The organism is Psychrobacter sp. 1Y4 (genome assembly GCF_051847555.1).
Genome location: NZ_JBPYDE010000179.1, coordinates 1 through 1,015 on the forward strand (window position 1 = coordinate 1; position 1,015 = coordinate 1,015).

Sequence of the window (1,015 nt, forward strand, 5' to 3'; positions counted from 1 at the left end):
GGGTGGCGGATATGGATTTTAAGGCCGCGCCGCCTATCTTAAACGCGATTGAGCAAGCCGTGCAGCATGGCATATTGGGCTATACCAAACCTACCGAGGCATTGTATGACGCGATCATTGACTGGCATGGCAGTCGCTATGATTTGGCGCTTAAGCAAGCAAATATCTTGTTCTCCCCGGGTGTCGTCCCAAGCCTAGCGCTGATGATGAACGTCTTTACCGAGGTGGGGGATGCGGTACTGGTCAATGATCCTATCTATGCGCCATTTATGAGTAAGGTTGAGCAAAATGGTCGCACGCTCATCACTTCCTCACTACAAGATAGCGAGGGCAAATATCATCTTAATTTAGCCGATATCGAAGCCAAAATAATAGAGCATGATGTGAAGCTTTATTTACTCTGCAATCCGCATAATCCGGGCGGGCGTGTATGGACGAGAGAAGAGCTTGAAGCGTTACTGACGATTTGTAAAAAGCATGATGTAGCGATTGTCAGTGACGAGATTCATCAAGATTTAACCTTGAGTGGGCACACGTTCACGCCGTTTTTAACGCTGGCAGCAGGTTACGAGCACAAGGTAGTCAGCCTGACCTCAATGACCAAAACCTTTAATATCGCTGGTATCAAAGGCTCGATGATTTTTGCCAAAAATGAAGGTTTACTCCAAAAAATCAGTCAACAGCAGCAGTTAAATGACGAATATGAGCTGAATTTATTTGCGTATACAGCGATGCGTAATGCCTATGAGCAAGGTGATGAATGGTTGGCACAGGCGCTGACATATATTGAGGCTAATATTAATTTAACCATGCAGTTTTTCGCTGAGCATCTGCCAAACATTAAGGTCATGCGTCCAGAAGCGTCCTATCTGATTTGGCTGGATTGCTCAGCGTACAGTCAAGACGACCAAGTGCTCTATGAGGCGCTGCGTGCGGCGAGGGTAGAGCTAAACGCTGGGATCAAATATGGTGAGGAAGGGCATCTTAAAATGCGTTTGAATGTAGCTTGTCCTAG

The 1,015-nt window shown here is 46.4% G+C and carries 1 protein-coding gene; it reads left to right on the top strand.

Going from position 1 to position 1,015, the window contains the following annotated elements; genetic code table 11:
- A partial coding sequence (locus ACS8FC_RS15105) for a MalY/PatB family protein (protein WP_439297373.1) occupies nucleotides 1-1,015 on the top strand: 1,015 nt, incomplete at both ends.